The 17,047-nt window shown below is 59.1% G+C and carries 17 protein-coding genes; 11 read left to right on the top strand and 6 right to left on the bottom strand.

Annotated features, from left to right (window positions below; all coding sequences use genetic code 11):
* Nucleotides 1-377: 377 nt before the first annotated feature.
* Together ACIQY3_RS27415 and ACIQY3_RS27410 are read right to left on the bottom strand one after the other, a co-directional pair.
* Nucleotides 378-1,598 carry a CaiB/BaiF CoA transferase family protein gene (locus ACIQY3_RS27415; RefSeq protein ID WP_403026034.1) on the bottom strand — a complete coding sequence of 407 codons (1,221 nt, stop codon included), beginning with the start codon at nucleotides 1,596-1,598 and terminating at the stop codon, nucleotides 378-380.
* 13 nt (nucleotides 1,599-1,611) lie between these two features.
* Entirely contained in the window at nucleotides 1,612-2,793 is a 1,182-nt protein-coding gene (locus ACIQY3_RS27410; protein ID WP_290027201.1) for an acyl-CoA dehydrogenase, read from the bottom strand.
* A 157-nt stretch (nucleotides 2,794-2,950) separates the two neighbouring features.
* On the opposite strand from ACIQY3_RS27410, the gene ACIQY3_RS27405 reads away from it, so the two are divergent.
* From ACIQY3_RS27405 to ACIQY3_RS27360, 10 genes are all read left to right on the top strand, one after another.
* The gene (locus ACIQY3_RS27405) at nucleotides 2,951-3,850 is read left to right on the top strand and encodes a LysR family transcriptional regulator (protein WP_403026033.1); all 900 of its coding nucleotides are present in this window, start codon (nucleotides 2,951-2,953) and stop codon (nucleotides 3,848-3,850) included.
* A 435-nt stretch (nucleotides 3,851-4,285) separates the two neighbouring features.
* Complete coding sequence (locus ACIQY3_RS27400) at nucleotides 4,286-5,407, top strand: Re/Si-specific NAD(P)(+) transhydrogenase subunit alpha (protein ID WP_403026031.1); 1,122 nt, start codon at nucleotides 4,286-4,288, stop codon at nucleotides 5,405-5,407.
* Between the two features lie 15 nt (nucleotides 5,408-5,422).
* The gene (locus tag ACIQY3_RS27395; RefSeq protein ID WP_007947884.1) at nucleotides 5,423-5,746 is read left to right on the top strand and encodes an NAD(P) transhydrogenase subunit alpha; all 324 of its coding nucleotides are present in this window, start codon (nucleotides 5,423-5,425) and stop codon (nucleotides 5,744-5,746) included.
* A complete protein-coding gene (locus tag ACIQY3_RS27390) occupies nucleotides 5,746-7,182 on the top strand; it encodes an NAD(P)(+) transhydrogenase (Re/Si-specific) subunit beta (protein WP_123408447.1) in 1,437 nt (478 codons plus the stop codon). Before ACIQY3_RS27395 ends, ACIQY3_RS27390 begins: the two co-directional genes overlap by 1 nt.
* 180 nt (nucleotides 7,183-7,362) lie before the next feature.
* Nucleotides 7,363-8,856: an acetyl-CoA hydrolase/transferase family protein gene (locus tag ACIQY3_RS27385; RefSeq protein ID WP_403026028.1), complete on the top strand. Its 1,494-nt coding sequence runs from the start codon at nucleotides 7,363-7,365 to the stop codon at nucleotides 8,854-8,856.
* 319 nt (nucleotides 8,857-9,175) lie between these two features.
* Nucleotides 9,176-9,391, top strand: a complete 216-nt coding sequence (locus ACIQY3_RS27380) for a DUF1127 domain-containing protein (protein WP_030129620.1) — start codon at nucleotides 9,176-9,178, stop codon at nucleotides 9,389-9,391.
* Between the two features lie 384 nt (nucleotides 9,392-9,775).
* Nucleotides 9,776-10,093, top strand: a complete 318-nt coding sequence (locus ACIQY3_RS27375; protein ID WP_403026026.1) for a DUF2388 domain-containing protein — start codon at nucleotides 9,776-9,778, stop codon at nucleotides 10,091-10,093.
* 107 nt (nucleotides 10,094-10,200) lie between these two features.
* Nucleotides 10,201-10,518 carry a DUF2388 domain-containing protein gene (locus ACIQY3_RS27370; protein WP_403026024.1) on the top strand — a complete coding sequence of 106 codons (318 nt, stop codon included), beginning with the start codon at nucleotides 10,201-10,203 and terminating at the stop codon, nucleotides 10,516-10,518.
* A 27-nt stretch (nucleotides 10,519-10,545) separates the two neighbouring features.
* Nucleotides 10,546-10,866, top strand: a complete 321-nt coding sequence (locus ACIQY3_RS27365) for a DUF2388 domain-containing protein (protein ID WP_265042405.1) — start codon at nucleotides 10,546-10,548, stop codon at nucleotides 10,864-10,866.
* Nucleotides 10,863-12,824, top strand: coding sequence for a DUF4105 domain-containing protein (locus ACIQY3_RS27360; protein ID WP_403026022.1), 1,962 nt, complete (start codon nucleotides 10,863-10,865; stop codon nucleotides 12,822-12,824). Before ACIQY3_RS27365 ends, ACIQY3_RS27360 begins: the two co-directional genes overlap by 4 nt.
* A 181-nt stretch (nucleotides 12,825-13,005) precedes the next feature.
* Here the strand turns inward: ACIQY3_RS27360 and ACIQY3_RS27355 are convergent, their stop codons facing one another.
* From ACIQY3_RS27355 to trpB, 3 genes are all read right to left on the bottom strand, one after another.
* The gene (locus ACIQY3_RS27355) at nucleotides 13,006-13,464 is read right to left on the bottom strand and encodes an anti-virulence regulator CigR family protein (RefSeq protein WP_403026020.1); all 459 of its coding nucleotides are present in this window, start codon (nucleotides 13,462-13,464) and stop codon (nucleotides 13,006-13,008) included.
* A gap of 121 nt (nucleotides 13,465-13,585) precedes the next feature.
* On the bottom strand, nucleotides 13,586-14,398 hold the full coding sequence (gene trpA / locus ACIQY3_RS27350; RefSeq protein WP_133835136.1) for a tryptophan synthase subunit alpha: 813 nt from the start codon (nucleotides 14,396-14,398) through the stop codon (nucleotides 13,586-13,588).
* A complete protein-coding gene (gene trpB, locus ACIQY3_RS27345; protein ID WP_403026019.1) occupies nucleotides 14,398-15,618 on the bottom strand; it encodes a tryptophan synthase subunit beta in 1,221 nt (406 codons plus the stop codon). Before trpB ends, trpA begins: the two co-directional genes overlap by 1 nt.
* A 112-nt stretch (nucleotides 15,619-15,730) precedes the next feature.
* Here trpB and ACIQY3_RS27340 point away from each other — a divergent pair, with 112 nt between their 5' ends.
* A complete protein-coding gene (locus ACIQY3_RS27340; protein ID WP_403026017.1) occupies nucleotides 15,731-16,624 on the top strand; it encodes a LysR family transcriptional regulator in 894 nt (297 codons plus the stop codon).
* Here ACIQY3_RS27340 and ACIQY3_RS27335 read toward each other — a convergent pair.
* On the bottom strand, nucleotides 16,621-16,947 hold the full coding sequence (locus tag ACIQY3_RS27335; protein ID WP_054047930.1) for a YqjD family protein: 327 nt from the start codon (nucleotides 16,945-16,947) through the stop codon (nucleotides 16,621-16,623). The two genes, ACIQY3_RS27340 and ACIQY3_RS27335, sit on opposite strands and share 4 nt — an antisense overlap.
* Nucleotides 16,948-17,047: the final 100 nt, after the last annotated feature.

The raw sequence follows: 17,047 nt of genomic DNA, 5'->3' as shown, positions 1-17,047 counted from the left end.
TTCCTTTGCAACTTCAACCACTTGCGCTTTCGATCTCTCGTTAGCGGGAGGCGAATTCTACAGCGTTACTCGCTGCTGTCAACACCTCTTTTTCACCGCTTTCGACCGAGAAGATCGAATCGTCAATTAGGCGACAACACACTGCCTGACCGACTCCTTCTGGGCTTCGATAATCTGAAGCAACTCACTGCCGAAATCTGCATAACTCTTTGTTTACCAAGGAGTTTTCCGTTTCGACTGCGCCGGAAGTGGGGCGAATTATAGACTTCCAGAATCTGCCGTCAAGCACTGATTTTACTTTTCTATCAGTAAGTTGCAGAACGCCGGAAAACAGTCCGATTCCTTCTATAAAGAAGCACCTCTATATAGAAGAATTCTTAAAGCACCCCAGACTGCTTGAAAGCAGCGACCACTCCAGCATCCAGACCCAACACCCGCTGCAATACCTCCAGCGTGTGCTCCCCTAACAAAGGAGGTGCATTGCGGTACTCCACAGGCGTCTCGGACAACCGGATCGGGCTCGCCACCTGCGGCACCATCCCGGCCAGCGCATGCGGCAACTCTATAGCCAACCCACGCGCCTGAACCTGCGGATCGGCAAACACCTGCGCCAGATCATTGATCGGCCCACACGGCACACCTGCCTGCTCCAGCTGTACGACCCACTCAGCAGTGGTCTTGAACACGGTAGCCTGTCGAATCAATGGAATCAGCACCGCCCGATTGGCCACCCGCAGCTTGTTGGTAGCAAAGCGCGGATCGTCCGCCCACTGCGGCTGACCCGCCACCTCGGCAAACTTGCGGAACTGCCCGTCATTACCCACGGTGAGAATGAAGTCGCCATCCGCCGTAGGAAAGTCCTGATAAGGCACGATGTTCGGGTGCGCATTCCCCAGGCGTTTCGGTGCGTTGCCGGTAGTCAGGTAGTTCATCGCCTGGTTAGCCAGGCAAGCCACCTGCACATCCAGCAGCGCCATATCGATATGCTGGCCGCCGCCGTCATGATCCCGATGCGCCAGTGCCGCCAGAATCGCCACCGTAGAATAAAGCCCGGTCAAAATATCCGTCAGCGCTACGCCGACTTTCACCGGACCGGTGCCCTCATCACCTTCAGGTCGCCCCGTCAGGCTCATCAAGCCGCCCAAGCCCTGGATCATGAAGTCATAACCCGCGCGCTTGGCGTAAGGCCCGGTCTGGCCAAACCCGGTGATCGAGCAATAGATTAGGTCCGGATTGATCGCCTTGAGCGATTCATAGTCCAGCCCATAAGCCGCCAGACCACCGACCTTGAAGTTCTCGATCAGGATGTCCGACTTCGCTGCCAGATCACGCACCAGCTTCTGGCCTTCAGGGCGAGTGAAGTCGATGGTCACCGATTGCTTGTTGCGATTGGCCGACAAGTAATAAGCGGCCTCGCTGGTGTTCTCGCCATAAGCGTCTTTAAGGAACGGAGGCCCCCAGGCGCGCGTGTCGTCGCCATTGCCCGGGCGCTCGACCTTGATCACTTCAGCGCCAAGGTCCGCCAGGATCTGTCCGGACCAAGGCCCGGCCAGTACGCGCGATAAATCCAGTACCCGTAGATGCGAAAGCGCGCCCATGGCCGTTCTCCTATTAGTAGAACGCCTGGATGCCGGTCTGCGCGCGACCAAGGATCAGCGCGTGCACGTCATGCGTACCTTCGTAGGTATTCACCACTTCCAGGTTGACCAGGTGGCGAGCGACACCGAACTCATCAGAGATACCGTTGCCGCCCAGCATGTCGCGGGCCATGCGCGCGATATCCAGGGATTTGCCGCAGGAGTTACGCTTCATCATCGAAGTGATCTCGACCGCCGCAGTACCTTCATCCTTCATACGACCCAGACGCAGGCAGCCTTGCAGTGCCATTGTGATTTCAGTCTGCATGTCGGCCAGTTTCTTCTGGATCAACTGAGTGGCAGCCAATGGGCGACCGAACTGCTGACGATCCAGGGTGTACTGGCGAGCGGTGTGCCAGCAGAACTCGGCAGCGCCCAGTGCGCCCCACGAGATGCCATAACGCGCAGAGTTGAGGCAGGTAAATGGACCTTTCAGACCACGGACATCCGGGAAGATGTTCTCTTCAGGAACAAACACGTTGTCCATGACGATTTCACCGGTAATGGACGCACGCAGGCCAACCTTGCCGTGAATCGCCGGAGCGCTCAGGCCTTTCCAGCCCTTCTCCAGTACGAAACCTCGGATATCGCCGGCATCATCCTTGCCCCAGACTACGAACACATCGGCGATCGGGCTGTTGGTAATCCACATCTTGCTGCCGGTCAGGCTGTAGCCGCCTTCCACTTTGCGTGCACGAGTAATCATCGCGCCTGGGTCAGAACCGTGGTTCGGTTCTGTCAGACCGAAGCAGCCGATCCATTCGCCGGTAGCCAGTTTTGGCAGGTACTTCTGTTTTTGCGCTTCAGTGCCGAATTCATTGATCGGCACCATGACCAGCGAGGACTGCACACTCATCATCGAGCGATAGCCGGAGTCAACACGCTCGACTTCACGGGCGATCAGACCGTAGCTGACGTAGTTCAGGCCACTGCCACCGTATTGCTCAGGGATGGTCGCGCCCAATAGGCCCACATCACCCATCTCACGGAAGATCGCGATGTCGGTCTTCTCATGACGGAAAGCTTCCAGAACACGCGGCGCGAGCTTCTGCTGAGCAAACTGCTCGGCGGTGTCGCGGATCATGCGTTCTTCTTCGGTGAGCTGTTGATCCAGCAGCAGGGGATCGATCCAGTTGAAGCTAGCTTTACCGCCCATGAGTGTGTCCTCTCGAATCGGGTCAAATAACGTGGACTGATCCTAGGCCCGGTTCGCCCTCTCGGCAAACGAGGATTTCGCATACTGTTGTGCTAATTTCTCACTCCGAAGCATCGCGGAAGGTCATTAATGCGATGTATTAGTGAGGTTCATGTACATGCGCAGGAAAATCCCCAGTACAACCGCCCTGATCAGCTTCGAGGCGGCAGCGCGCCATGAGAGCTTTACCAAGGCTGCCCAGGAGCTTTCCCTCACCCAGGGCGCGATTTGTCGACAGATCGCCAGCCTCGAGGAGTTCCTCAGCGTCGAACTGTTCCGACGCTCGCGGCGCGGAGTGAAGCTGACAGAAGCCGGACTTTCCTACAGTCGTCGGGTGGCGACACAACTTGATGCCGTTGAACGGGACACGCTATCGGTGATGGGCCAGCAAGGCGCCAACGTCATCGAACTGGCGGTGGTGCCGACTTTCGGCACCCAATGGTTGTTGCCACGGCTGAAGGACTTCCAGCACAAACACCCGGAAGTAACGGTCAACCTCACTAACCGCACACGACCCTTCCTGTTTGCCGACACCGAATTCGATGCCGCGATCTACTTTGGCGATGCGGACTGGTCGGGTACCGAATCCCACAGGTTGATGGGAGAAAACCCGATGCCGGTGTGCAGCCCCGCCCTACTGGGTAAAAAGACAAATCTGACACCCGCTCACATCGCGGAATTACCCCTGCTGCAACAGACCACCCGCCCGTACGCGTGGCGCCAGTGGTTCAATTTCCAGAACCTGAATATCCCTCGCGACATGACAGGCCCGCGTTACGAGCTATTCTCCATGCTCGCCCAGGCGGCCATGCACGACATGGGGATCGCGCTGATTCCACCGTTTCTGATTCAGCGTGAATTGGCGGAGAAGCGCCTGGTAATTGCCAATCCCCAAGCCCTGTCGAGCATCAAGGCTTATTACCTGATGATTCCTGAGCGAAAGGTCGAATCGGCCTCTTTAAGGGCTTTTCGCGACTGGCTGGTAAATCAGGCGCACAGCTACAGCCTAGAAGGATAAAGGCTTAAAGCAGTTAACTGACCCCGTAGTCAGCAAAAACAAAACACTACAGATATAAGTATTTGTCGCATATCCATAGACTGTACCGACATGCAGTACAAACGTCCCACAAGCGCCTGAAGTCGTGGCCTTGAGCCTCTAATTCGAGGCAATGACCACCCATTCACGGCGCCGATGTGTAAATTGTTGAATTTCGACCAGAATCCTTACAAGGCACGGCCTGCAAGGGATTGAACCGGTTAGTTGCGACATTCGGTCACGGGGTGACTTGTAGTTAATTTTCCGTCACCCGTCATAATCCCTTGAAGGGCACAAAGTTCGCCTGCAAAATGCCGCGCCCCGCCCTGATTTGGCGGGATCGTGCTGATCGGCCGCCCCAGTCGCACCATCCGAAGTGCCTGGGTTTACTCAATAAGATCACGCAGGAGATTTGACGTGCACATTGGTGTTCCTCTCGAAACCCAGACGGGTGAAACACGGGTTGCTGCAACCCCGGAAACCATCAAGAAGCTGATCGGCCAGGGTCATAAGGTCACTGTACAAAGCGGCGCCGGCGTAAAAGCCAGCGTTGTCGACAGTGCCTATGAAGCGGCAGGCGCAACCATTGGCAGCGCCAACGATGCGTTTGGTGCCGAGCTGATTCTCAAGGTGGTCGCCCCCAGCGACAGCGAGCTGGCTCTGATCAAGAGCGGCACCGTCGTCGTCGGCATGCTCAACCCGTTCAGCAATGAAACCATCGCCAAGCTGGCAGAGTGCGGCATTACCGCATTCGCGCTGGAAGCCGCGCCGCGCACCTCCCGCGCACAAAGCCTGGACGTGCTGTCCTCGCAAGCAAACATTGCCGGTTACAAATCCGTGCTGCTTGCCGCCCACTACTACCCACGCTTCATGCCGATGCTGATGACGGCAGCGGGCACCGTGAAAGCGGCGCGCGTGCTGATTCTCGGCGCCGGTGTTGCCGGTTTGCAGGCGATTGCTACGGCGAAACGTCTGGGTGCGGTGATCGAAGCGTCTGACGTGCGCCCTGCGGTTAAAGAGCAGATCGAATCCCTCGGCGCCAAGTTCGTCGACGTGCCTTACGAGACTGATGAAGAGCGTGAATGCGCCGTCGGTGTCGGCGGTTACGCGCGACCAATGCCCGCGAGCTGGATGCAACGCCAGGCCCTGGCCGTGCACGAACGCGCCAAGCAGGCCGACATTGTCATCACCACCGCACTGATCCCGGGCCGCAAGGCGCCGACGCTGTTGAGCGCGGAAACCGTGGCGCAGATGAAGCCAGGCTCGGTGGTCATCGACCTCGCCGCAGCCCAGGGCGGCAACTGCCCGCTGACCGTGGCTGACCAAGTGGTCGTCGAGAATGGCGTGACCATTTGCGGCCCGACCAACCTGGCCGGCGAAGTCGCGGCAGACGCTTCGGCGCTGTACGCCCGCAACTTGCTGGACTTCCTGAAGCTGGTCTTCAACAAGGAAGGCCAGTTCGAGATCAACCTCGAAGACGACATCGTCGCCGCGTGCCTGATGTGCCGCGACGGCCAAGTCATCCGCAAAAACGCCTAAGCAGGGATTCAGACGATGGAAGAGCTTATCTCCCCCGGTATCTACAACCTGATCATCTTCGTGCTGGCGATTTATGTCGGTTATCACGTGGTCTGGAACGTTACGCCTGCACTGCACACGCCTTTGATGGCGGTGACCAACGCAATCTCGGCGATCGTGATCGTCGGCGCCATGCTGGCCGCGGCTTTGACCGTGACGCCACTGGGCAAGACCATGGGCACCCTGGCGGTGGCCCTGGCGGCGGTGAACGTGTTTGGTGGCTTCCTGGTCACCCGCAGGATGCTTGAGATGTTCAAGAAAAAAGCCCCGAAAGTCGTAAAAGAAGAGGCGCCTAAGTAATGAGCATGAACCTTGTCACGACGCTCTACTTGATCGCGTCGATCTGCTTCATCCAGGCCCTCAAAGGCCTGTCGCACCCGACCACGTCGCGGCGCGGCAACGTGTACGGCATGCTCGGCATGGCGCTGGCGATCCTCACCACCGTCGGCCTCATTTATAAGTTGGGCGCTGAGCTGGCCACGGCGGGCATCGGTTACGTCATCGTTGGTCTGTTGGTCGGCGGCACCGCCGGTTCGATCATGGCCAAGCGCGTTGAAATGACCAAGATGCCGGAACTGGTCGCCTTCATGCACAGCATGATCGGTATGGCGGCGGTGTTCATTGCGATCGCTGCGGTGGTTGAGCCTCAGTCGCTGGGTATCGTTAAACAGCTGGGGGATTCGATTCCTGCCGGTAACCGTCTGGAGCTGTTCCTCGGCGCGGCCATCGGTGCAATCACCTTCTCTGGTTCGGTGATCGCGTTCGGCAAGCTGTCGGGCAAGTACAAGTTCCGCCTGTTCCAGGGCGCACCGGTACAGTTCGGCGGCCAGCACAAGCTGAACCTGCTGCTGGGCCTGGCAACACTGGCACTGGGCATCACCTTTATGCTGACCGGCAACCTCAGTGCCTTCGCGCTGATGCTGGCCCTGGCCTTCGTGCTGGGCGTGCTGATCATCATCCCGATTGGCGGCGCCGACATGCCTGTTGTCGTGTCGATGCTCAACAGCTACTCCGGCTGGGCTGCAGCGGGCATCGGCTTCTCGCTGAACAACTCGATGCTAATCATTGCCGGTTCGCTGGTAGGTTCGTCTGGTGCGATCCTCTCGTACATCATGTGCAAGGCGATGAACCGTTCCTTCTTTAATGTGCTGCTCGGCGGTTTCGGCAACACAGCAGATGCGGCCGGCCCTGCTGGCTCGAAAGAAGCCCGCCCGGTGAAATCCGGTTCGGCTGATGACGCGACGTTCCTGCTGACCAACGCCGACACCGTGATCATCGTTCCGGGCTACGGCCTCGCGGTAGCACGGGCACAGCACGCACTGAAAGAACTGACCGAGAAACTGACCCATCGCGGAGTGACCGTGAAGTACGCGATCCACCCGGTTGCCGGTCGGATGCCTGGCCACATGAACGTATTGCTGGCCGAGGCCGAAGTGCCTTACGACCAGGTGTTCGAGATGGAAGACATCAACTCCGAGTTCGGTCAGGCCGACGTGGTGCTGGTGCTCGGCGCCAACGACGTGGTCAACCCGGCCGCCAAGAACGATCCGAAATCGCCGATTGCCGGCATGCCGATTCTCGAAGCGTTCAAGGCCAAGACCATCATCGTCAACAAGCGCTCGATGGCCAGCGGCTATGCCGGCCTGGACAACGAACTGTTCTACCTCGACAAAACCATGATGGTTTTCGGCGACGCCAAAAAGGTCATCGAAGACATGGTCAAAGCCGTCGAGTAAAACCTGCTCCAGCGCAATACCCAAAACCTCAGCCTTTAGTAGGCTGGGGTTTTTTTATTCCCCGTGAAACCCGACAAAAGGCTCTAAATCAGGGCTCGGCATTCGACCATGGTAGCGGGACGGATTTTTTTCAAGTCACTAGACTGCACACCTTGCTTCCGTTGCCCGAGATAACAATCCATGTACCGTGATCGTATTCGCTTGCCTTCGTTGTTGGATAAGGTGATGAGCGCCGCTGATGCTGCCGCTCTGATTGAGGACGGCATGACCGTCGGCATGAGCGGTTTCACCCGCGCCGGCGAAGCCAAGGCTGTGCCGCACGCATTGGCCGAGCGCGCCAAAATCACTCCGTTGAAAATCACCCTGATGACCGGCGCGAGCCTGGGCAACGACCTCGACAAACAGCTGACCGAAGCCGGCGTCCTGTCGCGCCGCATGCCATTCCAGGTCGACAGCACCTTGCGCAAGGCGATCAACGCCGGCGAAGTCATGTTCATCGACCAGCACTTGTCGGAAACCGTCGAGATGCTGCGTAATCAGCAACTCACGCGGCCGGACATTGCGGTGATTGAAGCCGTGGCGATCACCGAGCAGGGCCATATCGTGCCGACCACGTCAGTGGGCAACTCGGCCAGCTTCGCGATCTTCGCCAAGCACGTCATCGTCGAGATCAACATGGCGCACAACCCGAACCTCGAAGGGTTGCACGACATCTATATCCCGACCTACCGCCCGACCCGCACGCCGATTTCACTGGTGAAGGTCGACGATCGAATTGGCAGCACCGCCATTCCGATCCCGCCGGAGAAGATCGTCGCGATCGTGATCACCAACCAATCCGACTCGCCGTCCACCGTGCTGCCGCCGGACACCGACACCCAGGCCATCGCCGATCACCTGATCGACTTCTTCAAACAGGAAGTGGCTGCCGGGCGCATGACCAACAAGCTCGGCCCACTGCAGGCCGGGATCGGCACCATCGCCAACTCGGTGATGTGTGGCTTGATCGACTCGCCGTTCGAAGACCTGACCATGTATTCCGAAGTGTTGCAGGATTCGACGTTCGACCTGATCGATGCCGGCAAGCTGAGCTTTGCCTCGGGCAGTTCGATCACTCTGTCGGCCCGGCGCAACGCTGATGTGTTCGGCAATCTGGAGCATTACAAAGACAAGCTTGTGTTGCGCCCTCAGGAAATCTCCAACCACCCGGAAGTGGTTCGACGCCTGGGCATCATCGGCATTAACACCGCGCTGGAATTCGACCTGTACGGCAACGTTAACTCCACTCACGTCTGCGGTACGCGGATGATGAACGGCATCGGCGGTTCGGGTGATTTCGCGCGCAATGCGCACCTGTCGGTGTTTGTGACCAAGTCGATTGCCAAGGGCGGCGCGATTTCCAGCGTGGTGCCGATGGTCAGCCATGTCGACCATACCGAACACGATGTCGACATCCTGGTGACCGAGATTGGTCTGGCCGACTTGCGTGGCCTGGCGCCACGGGAGCGGGCTCGGGTGGTCATCGACAACTGTGTGCACCCGGACTATCGCGAAGCCCTGAATAACTACTTCACAGCCGCCTGTGCCATTGGTGGACACACCCCACACATCCTGCGTGATGCCCTGAGCTGGCACATCAACCTGGAAGAAACCGGGCGGATGCTGAAGGTCTGATTGAAGGAAAACACAGCTGACGCAAACACAGTTGCGTCAGTTGTTGCTTGCAACACCCGTTCCTGTCGAAAACTGTACTGCTGTACTGGTCTATTCCTACCGATTTTACCTACAGATCCGACCTCTTCAGTCGAAAATGCACTGTATTGGTGCCGACAGGTACAGTTGCCTCAATTTCGACCAGTACACCCCCTATAAACAGTTAATTGATCCCTCACAATACAAGTGAACTGTATCTAGAGGGACTGGCCAAACAGGAGGATCATTGGCATCAGTTAAACCACTACCTAATCCCGCCACAAGCGGAAGGATGTCAACCATGGAACGTACACTCAGTTCCGAACTGTTCTTCGAAGATACCGCTGCAAAAACCCAGGCTTCCATGCCTCTTCGCGTTATCGCCAACCTGATGTTGTGGCAGCGCCGCATTACCAGCCGCCATCAACTGGCTCGTCTGGATTCGCGTCTGCTGGCTGATGCCGGGATTAGCGAAGCACAACGCTACGAAGAGCTGAGCAAGCCGTTCTGGCGCTAAGTAGCGTCGCTGGCTCTGACCTGTAGGGTCCACCGCCAGCAACCCGAATTGAACAAACAAAACCCGTCGTGGGAAACCACGGCGGGTTTTGTCGTTTCAGGGCCATAAAACGCCAAACCAGTACAGTTTTCTACAATCACATACAGAACAGTACAATTCTGTAGGAGCTGCCGAAGGCTGCGATCTTTTGATCCTGTTCTAAAAGCAAACCAAAAGATCGCAGCCGTCGGCAGCTCCTACGTATCGTTTCATCTGTATGGGCTGTTCGAATCCATCCTCGTCAGCCTAATATCCGATCAGAAGGTGGCGAACGCTGCGTGACCGGCGTCTGATCTTTCAGACACTGCGCCACCTCTCAATCGGTTCATCCAAAGGAGCTACCCCATGTCCCGTCTTCGTCTGCTGAGCGCTGCAGCCCTGCTCGCCGTGGCTGCCAATGCCCACGCCACCAGCTTCATCGTGACCACCGACGCCGTCGTTGGCGCTTTCAAGTCCAGTTCCGATGCAACCTCCGATGTCTCTTCTTCACTGCGCGACAACAAAATCGTGCGCGCCGCCCGTGATGACGCCGCCAGCTTCGTCGCCAGCAACGGCGACATTCGTGGCGTGAAACTGGAAAGCGCATTCGACGAAATCCGCCACCAGGCGCCTCAACTGAACGCTACCGACGCACAGTTGGCCCAAGCCATCCTCGCGATCTAAGCGTCAGCGCAACGGCGGGACACGCCCATCGTGTCCCGATGTTTCGGCGCTGGCTCTAGTCCGGGCATTACGCTAGCCTTGGGACTCGTTTCCAGCTATCGAGTCTCATGCGTTTTCTTTCGAAACTGTTGCTCACGCAAGCGATCTTCGTGGCCTGCTGGTCGGGATCGGCCCATGCCTTCGACGCGTTCAACCTCTCTACACAAGGCACTGTGGTCAGCGGTTACGCCACAAGCATGGTGACCTCTGCGCCCTTCGACCATAAACTGCTGATCGCCGCTCAGGATGACGCTGCGGCGTTCATTGCCAGTGACGGCCAACTGCGAGGAGCGCACCTGGAATCCGCCCTGGATTATCTGCGTCGGACCCAGCCAAAACTTCATGCCAGCGACCTTGAACTGGCACAGGCAATTCTCGTCCAATAGTTACCATCGTTCTTCCGGAGTCGTTCCATGCGTAGCCCGCTGATTGCTGCCACCCTTGGCCTGCTGTTGTTGGCCGACATGGCCCAGGCGCACACCCTGGTTGCCACCAGTAACATGATCATCCGTGCCACCCAGCGCACGCTTGATTTCACGTCCGATACCACCACTTCCATTCGCGATTCGAAAATCGTCCGCGAAGCCCATGACGACGCCGCCAGTTTCGTTGCCAGCGATGGCGAGATTCGTGGCGCGCACTTGGAAGCGGCCATCAACACCTTGCGCACCCGCGTGCCGGAAGCGCGCGACGCCAGTGATCAGGTTCTCGCCGAAGCCATCCTCGCACTGTGAGGTCGCTTGGTGCCTGGCTACTGGCCGGGATGGTGTTGCTACTCGGCAACAGCGCCCAGGCCAGCCTGCAACTACGACTCAAGACCGACGGTCTGAGCCCAGCGCAAGTGCAGGCCAGCCAGGCACTGCTCGATGAAGCCATGCAGGCATTGCCGCCGCGCTTCGTCGAGCAACTGGATCGGCGCATCGATGTCGGCTGGACCGACGAAATGCCCGGCAATGCTTATGGCCAGGCGTCACTGGTGTCCGAACTCGATCTGAATCGCAACCTGCTCGCCAGCCTCACCGATGGCAGCGCCGCGACCAAAAAGACCTACCGCCCTCACGGCACCGTGCGCCGGGAGATGCTGGCCACGGTCCTGCACGAACTGACCCATATTTACGATCGCTCGCGCCTGTGGCCAGACGCCGAGCGTACGCTTATCCAGCGCTGCAACCAGCGCAACAACAGCTCCGGTCTGATCGGCATCCCCGACCAATGCCGCGGCCAGACCACACGACGCTTTACCCTCAGTGACGACCCGCGCCTGCTGGATCTGGCCGGTTGGCCGCAATACGTCGGCCGCCGCGGCGAGCGCGAACAACACAATCGGCAAGTCGCCCGCAGCCCGGACATCTACGAAACCACCAATCCCAAGGAATTCGTCGCGGTCAACATGGAGTATTTCCTCCTCGACCCGAGCTATGCCTGCCGCCGCCCCGCGCTATACCGCTACTACAAGGAACATTTTGGCTGGGCGCCCGCCGCCAAAGACACCTGCGCAAAAACCTTCGCGTTCTTGAATGCTGGCAACGACTTCGCCAAGACCCCGTTGGGCCAGGTCGATCCGGAGCGGGTCTATGCCGTGGATTACCTGCTGGCCGAAGCCAATCAGAACTGGGTCAGCCGCTGGGGCCACAGCATGTTGCGCCTGGTCATCTGTGCACCGGGCCGTCCACGCGGGCCGGATTGCCGGCTGGATCTGGACCAACACCTGGTGCTGTCCTACCGCGCTTTTGTCGGTGATGTGCAGTTGTCGAGTTGGGATGGCTTGGTCGGCAAATACCCTTCGCGCCTGTTTGTATTGCCGTTGGCCCAGGTTATCGACGAGTACACCAAGACCGAATTGCGCAGCCTCGCCTCGGTGCCGCTGAACCTGTCGCGCACCGAAATCGAAGAAGTGGTGGAACACGCGGCGGAGATGCATTGGAGCTACGACGGCAACTACTTCTTCCTGTCCAACAACTGTGCGGTGGAAAGCCTGAAACTGCTGCGCAGCGGCAGCAACAACGCGCAACTGACCGGACTGGACAGCATCATGCCCAACGGTTTGCTGGAAGTGCTCAAGGGCCGCGGACTGGCGGACACCAGCGTGCTGGACGACCCGCGTGAAGCCTTGCGCCTGGGTTATCGCTTCGACTCCTTCCGGGATCGCTATCAGGCGATGTTCGAAGTGCTGAAGAAGCACTTGCCGATCAAGCAGGCCACCGTCGAAGACTGGCTGTCATTGAGTGCCGAAGATCGACGTAAATGGATCGATCAGGCTGATTTGCGCACCAGTGCGGCGCTGTTGTTGCTGGAACAGGCCAGTTTCCGTCGACAGCTACAGTTGGCCCAGGATGAAGTGAAGCAGCGCTATCTGGGTGCTCGCGAACTGAAAAACGGCGGCATGGACAAGGCCAACGCAACCCTGCAGCAGATTCTCGCCAACAGCGGCTTCCTCAGCCGCCCCGCCGAACTGCTCGGCTCCGGTGGTTATGGCTTGCCACAACCGAGCGAGTCGGCGCGCCTGGAATCGGAAACCAGCCTGCGCCAGAAACAGCTGCAATCGCTGACCGGGGACCTGGATAAGGAAGTTCGGGCGCTGCTTGAGCCGAGTCGCGCGGCGGAGATTGCGGCTAACGAAGCCAATTTGAAGCAGGTGGGCGAGCATTTACGGGCGTTGCATAAAGCGGCGGGCGGGTTGGAGTTGCCCTGACAGGATCACCGCCGACTTTGTAGCAGCTGGCGAAGCCTGCGTTCGGCTGCGAAGCAGTCGTAAAATCAGACTCTGCGGTACATCAAGCACCGAGATGGATGGATGGCGACTGCTTCGCAGCCGAACGCAGGCTTCGCCAGCTGCTACATAAGCTGTGCTCAGCCTGCGGAAGTGGAATCGATCAGTTCAACACGTTATCCAGAATTTCATAAACGATCCCGGTCCCCACGGCGATCAACACAATATCGCCACCGGCCCGACGCCACTCATAACCCTGATATTGCGGCAACCGGCCCAGGGCTCGGCCATCCAGGCGTTCGCCGTAATAACCGTGCGGCAACGGGCGACCGCGTTCCAGACGAATGCCCGGAGGCGGCGGCGCACCGCGTACGAAATAACCGTGATTATCATGAATGGTCTGGCGCACCGGGCCAAAGTCCCGTGGCGGAGGGCCGCCGCGATGGTTGTCCTGCGGGCCACGGTGATCGTCGCCGCGATTGTCACCGTGATTGTCGTGTTGGCCCTGCTGCGGGCCGCCGTGGTCGTGATCGTCGCGCTGGTCGGCGCTGGCGTGCAGCAACGGTGTCGCACTGAGCATCAGTACGCCCAGGCTGGCAATCAGACGTTTCGGCATTTTCATCGGGGGTTTCCTCACTGCACAAACAGCAAAAAGGGATTCAGAACGACGTCCTGAATCCCTCGGTCTTGCTGTTTAGTGTGTGGGGCGAGGCGCTAATTCCTCTGTATCAAGAACTTTACCTTCAGCTGACCCGGGCCTTACGCACGCCCTCGGAAAGCGCGGCACAAAGGCTCAGCACGCCGTCGATGGCCTGGTCCGGTGTCGAGGCATTGGCGATGTGATCGATCAGTGCCGAACCCACCACCACACCGTCCGCCAGACGCGCGATGGACGCCGCTTGCTCCGGTGTACGAATCCCGAAACCAATGCTGATCGGTAGGTCGGTATGGCGACGCAGACGTGCGACGGCTTCTTCGACATGCTCCAGCGTGGCCGCGCCCGCACCGGTCACACCGGCCACAGACACGTAGTAGACGAAACCGGAGCTGCCGTTCAAAACGGTCGGCAGGCGCACGTCATCGGTGGTCGGCGTGGTCAGGCGGATAAAGTCCAGGCCGGCAGCCTGAGCCGGATCGCACAGCTCACCGTTATGTTCCGGCGGCAGGTCGACCACGATCAAGCCGTCAACACCGGCCTCTTTGGCATCAGCGATGAAACGCGGAACGCCATACATGTGAATAGGGTTGAAGTAACCCATCAGCACCAGCGGCGTCTCGGTATTGCCTTCACGGAACTCGCGAACCATTTGCAGGGTTTTCGCCAGGTTCTGCTTGGCGCCGAGGGCGCGGATGTTGGCCAACTGGATCGCCGGGCCGTCGGCCATCGGGTCGGTGAAAGGCATGCCCAACTCGATCACGTCGGCACCAGCGCCCGGCAAGCCCTTGAGGATGGCCAGGGAGGTGTCATAGCTCGGGTCGCCGGCGGTGACGAAGGTCACCAGGGCGGCGCGGTTCTGTTCCTTGAGTTCGGCGAAGCGCGTTTGCAGGCGGCTCATCAGTGTTTCTCCTGCTTCGATTGTTCCATGTGGTGCATCACGGTTTGCATGTCTTTGTCGCCACGACCGGACAGGTTGACCACCATCAGGTGATCCTTCGGCAGGTTCGGTGCGCGTTTGAACACTTCGGCCAAGGCGTGGGCGCTTTCCAGTGCAGGAATAATCCCTTCCAAACGGCAGCATTTGTGGAACGCATCGAGGGCTTCGTCGTCGGTCACTGAGGTGTACTGGACGCGGCCGATGTCATGCAACCAGGCGTGTTCAGGACCGATGCCCGGATAGTCGAGGCCAGCGGAGATCGAGTGAGCGTCGATGATCTGGCCGTCATCGTCCTGCAGCAGGAAGGTGCGGTTGCCGTGTAACACGCCCGGTACGCCGCCGTTCAGGCTGGCCGCGTGCTTGCCTGTCTCGATACCGTAACCGGCCGCTTCGACGCCAATGATCTCGACGCTCTTGTCGTCCAGGAACGGGTGAAACAGGCCCATGGCGTTGGAACCACCGCCGATGCACGCCACCAAGGAGTCCGGCAGGCGGCCTTCCTGGTCTTGCAGTTGTGTACGGGTTTCCTTGCCGATCACGGCCTGGAAGTCGCGAACCATTGCAGGGTATGGATGCGGACCGGCGACGGTGCCGATCAGGTAGAAGGTGCTGTCAACGTTGGTCACCCAGTCACGCAAGGCTTCGTTCATCGCATCTTTCAGGGTGCCGGTACCAGCGACCACCGGGATCACCTCGGCGCCCAGCAGCTTCATGCGGAACACGTTGGCCTGCTGACGTTCGATATCAGTGGTGCCCATGTAGATCACGCAATCCAGACCGAAACGCGCGGCCACGGTGGCGGTTGCCACGCCGTGCATGCCGGCGCCAGTCTCGGCGATGATGCGTTTCTTGCCCATGCGCCGCGCCAGCAGGATCTGGCCGATGCAGTTATTGATCTTGTGCGCGCCGGTGTGGTTCAGCTCTTCGCGCTTGAGGTAAATCTTCGCGCCGCCGCAGAATTCGGTCAGGCGTTCAGCGTAGTAAAGCGGACTTGGACGACCGACATAGTCGCGCTGGAAGTAAGCCAATTCTTCTTTGAATGCCGGATCTTCCTTGGCCAATTCGTATTCACGGGCCAGGTCGAGGATCAACGGCATCAGGGTTTCGGCGACGTAACGGCCGCCGAACGAGCCAAACAGGCCGTTGGCATCGGGGCCGTTGCGCAGATTAGTCTGGGTCATGGGTCGCTCCAGTTGGATTCGTGTGATGACAATGACGCTCACTCTACCCCTGACGTTTCGCTCTGAAAACCGATAAGATCGCCGAAACCTGTCAGGAAAACTCACAGATCCCATGAGCCACGACCTCCCCCCGCTGAACGCCCTTCGCGCCTTCGAAGCCACTGCCCGCCTGAACAGCGTCAGTCAGGCCGCCGAACAGCTGCACGTCACTCATGGCGCGGTCAGCCGACAACTGAAGGTGCTTGAAGAACACCTTGGCGTCAGCCTGTTCATCAAGGAAGGGCGTGGCCTGAAACTCACAGATGCCGGCATCCGTTTGCGTGATGCCAGCGCTGAGGCGTTCGAGCGATTGCGCACCGTCTGCGCCGAACTGACCCAAAGCACCGCCGATGCACCCTTCGTGCTCGGCTGCTCGGGGAGTTTGCTGGCGCGCTGGTTTATTCCGCGCCTGGGGCGATTGAATGCGGACTTGCCGGACCTGCGCCTGCACCTGTCGGCCGGGGAAGGTGATCTCGATCCACGCCGTCCGGGGCTGGACGCCTTGCTGGTGTTTGCCGAGCCACCGTGGCCGGCGGACATGCAAGTCTATGAACTGGCCAGCGAACGCATCGGCCCGGTCATGAGCCCACGCTTCGCGGGTTACGAACGTCTGCAACAGGCACCGGCCAGTGCGCTGTTAGGCGAGCCACTGCTGCACACCACCTCGCGTCCGCAGGCCTGGCCGAGCTGGGCGCAGCAAAGCGGCCTCGACGCCAAGGCGTTGAAGTACGGTCAGGGTTTCGAGCATTTGTATTATTTGCTGGAAGCGGCGGTGGCGGGGCTGGGTGTGGCGATTGCCCCTGAGCCACTGGTGGCCGAAGATTTGAAGGCCGGCCGCCTGGTTGCGCCGTGGGGTTTCAGTGAAACCCCGGCGCAACTGGCGTTGTGGCTACCCAAGCGCGCCGCGGACGGGCGCGCTCGGCAATTGGCGCAGTGGCTCAAGAATGAGCTGCGCCAAGCGGATTAGTCGCCGCGTTTGCACAACAGGTAAGCCGCGAGCAGACCCAGTGCGCCAACGGCGACACCGGCTGTAGTCCAAGGGTGTTCCTGGGCGTAGTCCCGAGTTGCGATCCCGGTTTCGCGGGTTTTCACTTTGACTTCTTCGTAAGCGTCGCTCAGCAGATGGCGAGAATGCTTCAGCGCGTTCTCAGCGTTGCTTTTCAGCGCCTTGAGGGTTTTACGCGACTCGTCCGAGGCGTCGTCCTTCAGGTTTTCCAGCGACTTGAGAAGACTCTCGATCTCGGCTTCCATGCTTTGCAATGAGGCTTTACGTAAAGAGGTGTTGGCCATGGTGGCTCTCCTTCATTGGTGATGAGTAGCGTGTGTTGGTTGGGACTTCAGGGGTTTGAGAAAGTGCAGTAAATCTGAACTTTGCTGTGGGAATGACCGA

Source organism: Pseudomonas sp. NPDC096950 (genome assembly GCF_044762525.1).
GTDB lineage: Bacteria > Pseudomonadota > Gammaproteobacteria > Pseudomonadales > Pseudomonadaceae > Aquipseudomonas.
This window is presented reverse-complemented; position numbering and strand designations above follow the sequence as displayed.

Bases quoted from the DNA above. Each gene is read 5' to 3' on its own strand.
- ACIQY3_RS27380 (WP_030129620.1), top strand. From the start codon at position 9,176: ATGGAACGTACACTCAGTTCCGAACTGTTCTTCGAAGATACCGCTGCA.
- ACIQY3_RS27355 (WP_403026020.1), bottom strand. From the start codon at position 13,464: ATGAAAATGCCGAAACGTCTGATTGCCAGCCTGGGCGTACTGATGCTC.
- ACIQY3_RS27365 (WP_265042405.1), top strand. From the start codon at position 10,546: ATGCGTAGCCCGCTGATTGCTGCCACCCTTGGCCTGCTGTTGTTGGCC.
- trpB (WP_403026019.1), bottom strand. From the start codon at position 15,618: ATGACCCAGACTAATCTGCGCAACGGCCCCGATGCCAACGGCCTGTTT.
- ACIQY3_RS27410 (WP_290027201.1), bottom strand. From the start codon at position 2,793: ATGGGCGGTAAAGCTAGCTTCAACTGGATCGATCCCCTGCTGCTGGAT.
- ACIQY3_RS27385 (WP_403026028.1), top strand. From the start codon at position 7,363: ATGTACCGTGATCGTATTCGCTTGCCTTCGTTGTTGGATAAGGTGATG.
- ACIQY3_RS27340 (WP_403026017.1), top strand. From the start codon at position 15,731: ATGAGCCACGACCTCCCCCCGCTGAACGCCCTTCGCGCCTTCGAAGCC.
- trpA (WP_133835136.1), bottom strand. From the start codon at position 14,398: ATGAGCCGCCTGCAAACGCGCTTCGCCGAACTCAAGGAACAGAACCGC.
- ACIQY3_RS27335 (WP_054047930.1), bottom strand. From the start codon at position 16,947: ATGGCCAACACCTCTTTACGTAAAGCCTCATTGCAAAGCATGGAAGCC.
- ACIQY3_RS27370 (WP_403026024.1), top strand. From the start codon at position 10,201: ATGCGTTTTCTTTCGAAACTGTTGCTCACGCAAGCGATCTTCGTGGCC.
- ACIQY3_RS27415 (WP_403026034.1), bottom strand. From the start codon at position 1,598: ATGGGCGCGCTTTCGCATCTACGGGTACTGGATTTATCGCGCGTACTG.
- ACIQY3_RS27390 (WP_123408447.1), top strand. From the start codon at position 5,746: ATGAGCATGAACCTTGTCACGACGCTCTACTTGATCGCGTCGATCTGC.
- ACIQY3_RS27405 (WP_403026033.1), top strand. From the start codon at position 2,951: ATGCGCAGGAAAATCCCCAGTACAACCGCCCTGATCAGCTTCGAGGCG.
- ACIQY3_RS27375 (WP_403026026.1), top strand. From the start codon at position 9,776: ATGTCCCGTCTTCGTCTGCTGAGCGCTGCAGCCCTGCTCGCCGTGGCT.
- ACIQY3_RS27395 (WP_007947884.1), top strand. From the start codon at position 5,423: ATGGAAGAGCTTATCTCCCCCGGTATCTACAACCTGATCATCTTCGTG.